8 protein-coding genes are annotated in these 6933 nt (G+C 68.9%); 1 reads left to right on the top strand and 7 read right to left on the bottom strand.

Annotated elements, in window-relative coordinates; translation table 11 throughout:
• Positions 1-90: 90 nt before the first annotated feature.
• Positions 91-1134: a sulfotransferase gene (locus tag AB0D57_RS11985; protein ID WP_362070624.1), complete on the bottom strand. Its 1044-nt coding sequence runs from the start codon at positions 1132-1134 to the stop codon at positions 91-93.
• A gap of 312 nt (positions 1135-1446) precedes the next feature.
• Here AB0D57_RS11985 and AB0D57_RS11980 point away from each other — a divergent pair, with 312 nt between their 5' ends.
• Entirely contained in the window at positions 1447-2481 is a 1035-nt protein-coding gene (locus tag AB0D57_RS11980; protein WP_362070622.1) for an AbfB domain-containing protein, read from the top strand.
• 71 nt (positions 2482-2552) lie between these two features.
• On the opposite strand, the gene AB0D57_RS11975 is transcribed toward AB0D57_RS11980, so the two are convergent.
• Genes AB0D57_RS11975 through sufD form a run of 6 tightly spaced genes read right to left on the bottom strand, consistent with a single transcriptional unit; the run spans position 2553 to position 6909 of the window.
• Entirely contained in the window at positions 2553-2906 is a 354-nt protein-coding gene (locus tag AB0D57_RS11975; RefSeq protein ID WP_362070620.1) for a metal-sulfur cluster assembly factor, read from the bottom strand.
• Entirely contained in the window at positions 2903-3367 is a 465-nt protein-coding gene (gene sufU, locus AB0D57_RS11970; protein WP_362070618.1) for a Fe-S cluster assembly sulfur transfer protein SufU, read from the bottom strand. The genes AB0D57_RS11975 and sufU overlap by 4 nt, the downstream gene beginning before the upstream one ends.
• Before the next feature lie 15 nt (positions 3368-3382).
• A complete protein-coding gene (locus tag AB0D57_RS11965) occupies positions 3383-4639 on the bottom strand; it encodes a cysteine desulfurase (RefSeq protein ID WP_362070616.1) in 1257 nt (418 codons plus the stop codon).
• A complete protein-coding gene (sufC, locus tag AB0D57_RS11960; RefSeq protein WP_362070614.1) occupies positions 4636-5400 on the bottom strand; it encodes a Fe-S cluster assembly ATPase SufC in 765 nt (254 codons plus the stop codon). Before sufC ends, AB0D57_RS11965 begins: the two co-directional genes overlap by 4 nt.
• A gap of 7 nt (positions 5401-5407) precedes the next feature.
• Positions 5408-5728: a non-heme iron oxygenase ferredoxin subunit gene (locus AB0D57_RS11955; RefSeq protein ID WP_362070612.1), complete on the bottom strand. Its 321-nt coding sequence runs from the start codon at positions 5726-5728 to the stop codon at positions 5408-5410.
• A complete protein-coding gene (sufD, locus tag AB0D57_RS11950; protein ID WP_362070610.1) occupies positions 5728-6909 on the bottom strand; it encodes a Fe-S cluster assembly protein SufD in 1182 nt (393 codons plus the stop codon). Before sufD ends, AB0D57_RS11955 begins: the two co-directional genes overlap by 1 nt.
• Positions 6910-6933: the final 24 nt, after the last annotated feature.

Raw genomic sequence — 6933 nt, 5'->3', positions numbered from 1 at the left:
AGCCGAGAGTGGGGGAGTCGGCAACCGACGACAACGCCGCAGATCGGCGTGCCAGACCCCGCGTCTCCGGCATGATCCGCCGGACAGGCCCTAGGCCCTGAACTCCGACGTGGTCGTCAACTGGTAGGCCACCGGCCCCGGTTCACGCACCCGCGCCAGACGGTCGAGCATCCGTCGCTTGGCGTGGGCGGCCCGGCGCAGCACCTCCACGCGCCGGTAGCGCAGCAGCTCTGCGGGGTCGGGCCGGACGGCTCCGGCGAGCTCGTAGCCGTACGAGACCAGTCGCTCGCCCAATACGGCCTCGCACAGCCGAATCTGAGCGGGCGTCAGTCGGGTCGCCCAACTGCCCGCCCGTGAGGTGTCCAGGGCGCCGTGGGTGCGCCGATGCCAGGTCTTGCGGGCGGGTACAGCCACCCCGGCGACGCGGTACGGCTCGCGCATCGCGGGGGCGTACTCCTCGCCCAGGAACCCGCACACGCCGCGCAGTTGGGCCTCGGGCTCGCCCACCAGGTCCTCGAAGCGCAGCTCGTGCCAGCTGCCGGCGCCCAGCTCGCGTGCGTATGTGCGGGTGGTGTCCATGACCTGCGCCCAGGTGGCCACGGCCTCGTGGAAGCCGCGGTGCCACCAGGGCATCCCCAGCAGCGAGGCGACGCAGTCCCGCCCGTCCCGGACGAGGTGGATGAACTGCGCGTCGGGGAACAGCCGCAGTATCTCCGCCACATGCAGGGCGTACGCGGGCCGCTTGTCGCCCCAGCGCGCCTTCCCGTGCTCCTCGGCGTAGGCCCGCAGGGCGATCCCCAGCGCCGATCCGAGGGTGGGCGGCCCGTCGGTGATCCGCTCGGCCACGCGCCCGGCGTCCACTCCGAGCTCGTGGAAGCGCGTCTCCTTCCGGCCGGTGATCCACTGCGCGAGTCCGGCCCGGTTGCCGCGCTCGGCCATATCCCCGAAACCCAGCCGGCCCTCGTAGGCGGGCAGCACGAAGCGCGTTTCGGGCGGCAGGGCGATTCGCGGATGCGCGTGCAACATCAGCTGCAGCAGGGTGGTTCCGGAGCGGGGACAGCCGAGCACGAAGACAGGCCGGGCAGAGGGGACAGCCGCTACGGAGAACGGCGCGGCGTGCGGGGAGGAAGACACGGCTCGTACGGAGAAAGGCACGGATTCACGCTGTCGTGCGCGGATGAGCCCGGACTTGGATCCCACTGAGAATGACGTGTGAACCGCAAGACACCGCAAAAGCCTCTCCACGCGCCGCGCGAGCCGCGAATTCGCCGGGATCACTGGGGGAAACGGCGCTCGAAGGTCACTTGTTCCACTACTGTTTCACCAGTCGCGCACCCGGTCTCCTCGGCTACCGCCGCTCAACCGTGTGCCTGCGCATCCCCCCCTCTTGTGCTGAGACCAGTAGACGAATCCGCGTGCGCCATGGGCGACGCTGGAGGAACGCGCATGCCAGAAATACCACCCGAGTCCGAGCCCGAGTCCGGACCGGGGCCCGACCCGTCCGCCTCCTCCCCGGAGGGCTCCGACGCCTCATCGACGTCAGAGGGTCCGGCCGCCTCCCCGGAGGAACCGGCCTGGCGCCCCACCCCCCACGGCGTTCCCTATCCGGCGGAACTGCCCCCCTTCGTGGAACAGCCCCCGGTGCCCTGGGAGTCCGGTGAGCTCCCGGACGAGGGGCGGCTGCCCGGGACCCGGCGGCTGTGGCTGGCCGGCGCGCTCGCCGTGACCGTGCTCATCGCCACCGCCACCGCAGTCGCCGTACTGGACAGCAATGCTGACGACTCGTCAGAGAACCGGGCGAACCGGACAGCCTCCGACACGGGCGCCCCGCTCCTGCCCGGTTTCACCGCCTCGGGCACGGCCATCGCCCCGGCCGGCAAGACCGCCTTGGCCTCCCCACGGCAAACCGCCTCCGCCTCCGCCTCGGCCTCCGCGTCCGCCTCGAAGAGTTCCGCCTCGCCCAAACCGTCGGAGCAGGGGGACGACGCCGAGCCCGTCCCCGGGCCGTCGAAGACCTCCTCGCCGAGCAAGTCCCCCACGGCCAAGCCCGCCCCCTCGCGGAACTCGATCCAGGCGGTCAACTACCCCGACCGTTACTGGCATGTGAGCGACGGCTTCGTCCGGCTCGACCCGGTGGGGTCGAGCAGCTCGGCCTCGACCAAGCAGGACGCGAGCTTCAAGCTGGTCAAGGGGTTGGCGATGTCCTCCTGCTACTCCTTCACCACGGCCGACGGCGCCTATCTCCGCCACCGCAACTTCTCTCTGCGCGCGGACCGCGACGACGGCTCCGACCTGTTCGAGAAGGACGCCACCTTCTGCCCCCGGACTTCGTCGTACGCCGGCGCGGTCAAGCTGGAGTCGGTCAACTACCCGGGCCGCTTCCTGCGCCACCGCAACTTCCAGCTCCGCCTGGAGGGGTACGACCACGGCCGGAGCTACGGGGCCGACTCGGCGTTCCGTGTGGTGAAGGGCTGGAGCTGAGCCCGCGGACGAGAAAAGACTGTGGCCCCCGGCGCGTTGCCGGGGGCCACAGTCCTGTACGAGAGGGGGTCTCAGACGTTGAACCCGAGCGCCCTGAGCTGCTCGCGCCCGTCATCCGTGATCTTGTCCGGGCCCCACGGCGGCATCCAGACCCAGTTGATGCGCAGCTCGTTGACGATGCCGTCCGTGGCGGACTTGGCCTGGTCCTCGATGACGTCGGTGAGCGGGCAGGCCGCGGACGTCAGGGTCATGTCGATCGTCGCGATGTTCGCGTCGTCGATGTGGATCCCGTAGATCAGGCCGAGGTTGACGACGTCGATGCCCAGCTCGGGGTCGACGACGTCGTACAGCGCCTCGCGGACTTCCTCTTCGGAGGCCGGCTTCGTCGTCAAGCCCTCTCCCGATGTCACAGTGTTCTCGCTCATGCCGTCTTCCTCTCGGCGCCCTCACCCAGAACCTGGGCAGTCGCGTCCTTCCACGCCATCCAGCTCAGGAGAGCGCACTTCACCCGGGCCGGGTACTTGGAGACACCGGCGAACGCGACCGCGTCCTCCAGCACCTCCTCCATCGCGTCGTCGGGCTCGATCCGGCCCTTGGACTGCATCAGCTCCAGGAAGGTCTCCTGGATCTTCTGCGCCTCGGACACGTCCTTGCCGACGAGGAGTTCGTTCAGCACGGAGGCCGAGGCCTGGCTGATCGAGCAGCCCTGGCCCTCGTACGAGATGTCCGCGATCTGCTCGCCGTCGTACTTCACGCGCAGCGTGATCTCGTCGCCGCACGTCGGGTTGACGTGGTGCACCTCGGCATCGCCATCCCGCAAGCCCCGCCCGTGCGGGTGCTTGTAGTGGTCCAGGATGACTTCCTGGTACATCGAATCAAGCTTCACGTCTCAGCCAGCCCCTCAGCCGAAGAAGTTCCGGACGTGCTCCAGGCCGTCGATCAGCGCGTCGATCTCGGTCGGCGTGGAGTACAGATAGAAAGACGCTCGCGTGGTCGCAGGAATTCCGTAGCGCAGGCAGACCGGGCGGGCGCAGTGGTGGCCGACCCGGACCGCGATGCCCTGCTCGTCGAGGACCTGGCCCACGTCGTGCGGGTGGATGTCACCCAGCGTGAACGAGATCGCGGCGCCTCGGTCCTCGGCCGTGGTCGGGCCGATGATCCGGAGGTCGGGGACCTCCGTGAGCCGCTTCACCGCGTAGTCGGTGAGCGCGTGCTCGTGGGCGAGGATCTTGTCCATGCCGATCGAGTTCAGATAGTCGATCGCCGCGCCCAGACCGACCGCCTGCGCGATCGGGGGCGTGCCCGCCTCGAATTTGTGCGGCGCCGGAGCGTACGTCGACGAGTGCATCGACACGGTCTCGATCATCTCGCCGCCGCCGAGGAACGGCGGGAGGTCCTCCAGGAGCTCCTGCCGGCCCCAGAGGACGCCGATGCCCGTCGGGCCGCACATCTTGTGGCCGGTGAAGGCCACGAAGTCGGCCTGGAGGGCCTGGACGTCCAGCGGCATGTGCGGAGCGGCCTGGGAGGCGTCGATGCAGACCAGCGCGCCGACCTCCTGGGCGCGGCGCACTATCGCCTCGACCGGGTTCACGGTGCCCAGGATGTTCGACACCAGCACAAAGGAGACGATCTTCGTCTTCTCGGTGATGATCTCGTTGATGTTCGACAGGTCGAGACGGCCGTCGTCGGTGAGGCCGAACCACTTCAGCTTCGCGCCCGTGCGCTGCGCCAGCAGCTGCCACGGCACGATGTTGGAGTGATGCTCCATCTCGGTGATGACGATCTCGGTCTCGTGGTCGACCCGGTAGGGCTCGTCGGCCCAGCCGAGCATGTTGGCCACGAGGTTGAGCGACTCCGAGGCGTTCTTGGTGAAGATCACCTCGTCGCGGCTCGGCGCGTTGATGAACGCGGCGACCTTGTCGCGCGCGCCCTCGTACAGCGCCGTGGCCTCCTCGGCGAGCACATGCACACCGCGGTGGACGTTGGCGTTGTACCGCTCGTAGTACTCGTTGAGGGCGTCCAGTACCTGGCGCGGCTTCTGCGAGGTCGCCGCGTTGTCCAGGTACACAAGCTTCTTACCGTCGTGGACCTGACGGTCCAGGATGGGGAAGTCCTTGCGGATCGCCTCGGTGTCGAGGAGGCCCGGCAGCTGTGTCACGCGGATGCGCCACCCTTCGTGTAAGCCTCGTAGCCCTCGTTCTCCAGCTTGTCGGCGAGCTCGGCGCCGCCGGACTCCACGATCCGGCCGGCGGAGAAGACGTGGACGAAGTCGGGCTTGATGTAGCGCAGGATGCGCGTGTAGTGAGTGATCAGCATGGTGCCGACCTCGCCGGACTCGCGGACGCGGTTGACGCCCTCGGAGACGATGCGCAGGGCGTCGACGTCCAGGCCGGAGTCGGTCTCGTCGAGGATCGCGACCTTCGGCTTGAGCAGCTCCAGCTGAAGGATCTCGTGGCGCTTCTTCTCACCGCCGGAGAAGCCCTCGTTCACATTGCGCTCGGCGAAGGACGGGTCCATGTTGAGGCGCTCCATGGCCTCCTTGACCTCCTTCACCCAGGTGCGCAGCTTGGGGGCCTCGCCGCGGATGGCAGTGGCGGACGTGCGCAGGAAGTTGGAGACCGAGACGCCGGGGACCTCGACGGGGTACTGCATGGCCAGGAACAGGCCCGCGCGGGCGCGCTCGTCGACGGACATCTCCAGGACGTCCTCACCGTCGAGGGTGACGGTGCCGCCGGTGATCGTGTACTTCGGGTGGCCCGCGAGCGAGTAGGCGAGGGTGGACTTGCCGGAGCCGTTGGGGCCCATGATGGCGTGCGTCTCGCCCTGCTTCACGGTCAGGTCGACGCCCTTGAGGATCTCCTTCGTGGCGTTGTCGGCCTCGACGGTGACGTGCAGGTCGTGGATTTCAAGCGTTGCCATGGGTTCCTCAGGACTCCTGGGTGAGGGAGACGAGCACGTCGTCCCCTTCGATCTTTACGGGGTATACGGGGACGGGGCGCGTCGCGGGAAGGCCGGACGGCTTGCCGGTGCGGAGGTCGAACGCGGAGCCGTGCAGCCAGCACTCGATCTGGCAGTCCTCCACCTCGCCCTCGGAGAGCGAGACGTTCGCGTGCGAGCAGATGTCGTTGATCGCGAACACCTCCCCCTCGGTCTTCACGACCGAGACCGGCGTGCCGTCGAGTTCCACCCGCTTCGGGGTGTCCTCCTCCAGCTCACTCAGCCCACAGGCGCGTACGAAAGCGGGCATCAGACCGACGCCCCCAGCTCCTCGTCGATCTTCACGAGGAGGCGCTCTTCGATGTCGTCGACGCCGATCTGCTGGACCAGCTCGGCGAAGAAGCCGCGGACCACCAGACGGCGGGCCTCGTCGGCGGGGATGCCGCGGGCCATCAGGTAGAAGAGCTGCTCGTCGTCGAAGCGGCCGGTGGCGGAAGCGTGACCGGCGCCGACGATCTCGCCGGTCTCGATCTCCAGGTTCGGGACCGAGTCGACCCGCGCGCCGTCCGTCAGGACGAGGTTGCGGTTCATCTCGTACGTGTCCGTGCCCTCGGCCTTGGCCTCGATGAGGACGTCGCCGATCCACACCGCGTGGGCGCCGTCGCCCTGGAGTGCGCCCTTGTAGGCGACGTTCGACTTGCAGTGCGGGGTGTTGTGGTCGACGAGGAGGCGGTGCTCCTGGTGCTGACCGGCGTCCGTGAAGTACAGGCCGAAGAGCTCGACCTCGCCGCCGGTGCCGGCGTAGGCGACGCGCGGGTGGAGGCGTACCAGGTCGCCGCCGAAGGTGACCACGAACGACTTGAAGGTGGCGTCCCGGCCGATGAGGGCGTTGTGCTGGCCCACGTGGACGGCCTTGTCGTCCCAGTCCTGGACGGAGACGACGGTGAGCTTGGCGCCGTCGCCCAGGATGTAGTCGACGTTGGCGGCAAGGACCGCGTCACCGGTGTGGTCGATGACGACGACGGCCTCGGCGAAGGCTCCCAGCTCGATGACCTGGTGGCCGTAGGCGACCCCGCCCTCGCCGTGCACGGCGATGCGGATCGGCTCGGTGAGGACCGTCTCCTTGGGGACGGTGACGACACCGGCCTTCTCGAACGACGAGTACGCCTGGGCGGCGATGCGGTCCACCGGAGTGCCGGCCTTGCCGAGCCGGGCGTCGTCACGGCCGACTGTCTCGACCGTGACGCCCTCGGGTGCCTCGATGCCGACCTTCACGCCGTCGCCGGTCGCGACCGCGGTGCCGTCGTGCAGCCCGCGCAGCCGCTCCAGCGGGGTGAATCGCCACTCCTCCTCGCGGCCGTGGGGGACCGGGAAGTCCGCCACGTCGAAGGACGGGGGCGCACTCATGCGCGTGGCGACGGTCGACTCCGCGGCCACCGCGATCTGGCCGGCGGTGGTGGACCCCACCGGGATGTTCTGAGCCTCAGCCATGGCTGTCGGTCTGCTCGCTTTCTT

Origin of the sequence: Streptomyces sp. NPDC048275 (genome assembly GCF_040652275.1) — a bacterium.
Classification (GTDB): Bacteria; Actinomycetota; Actinomycetes; order Streptomycetales; family Streptomycetaceae; genus Streptomyces.
The sequence above is the reverse complement of the archived record's forward strand: the minus strand, read 5'-3'. Positions and strand labels throughout refer to the sequence as shown.

Coding starts and splice junctions, on each gene's coding strand:
- sufD (WP_362070610.1), bottom strand. CDS start 6,909: ATGGCTGAGGCTCAGAACATCCCGGTGGGGTCCACCACCGCCGGCCAG.
- AB0D57_RS11975 (WP_362070620.1), bottom strand. CDS start 2,906: ATGAGCGAGAACACTGTGACATCGGGAGAGGGCTTGACGACGAAGCCG.
- AB0D57_RS11980 (WP_362070622.1), top strand. CDS start 1,447: ATGCCAGAAATACCACCCGAGTCCGAGCCCGAGTCCGGACCGGGGCCC.
- sufC (WP_362070614.1), bottom strand. CDS start 5,400: ATGGCAACGCTTGAAATCCACGACCTGCACGTCACCGTCGAGGCCGAC.
- AB0D57_RS11955 (WP_362070612.1), bottom strand. CDS start 5,728: ATGCCCGCTTTCGTACGCGCCTGTGGGCTGAGTGAGCTGGAGGAGGAC.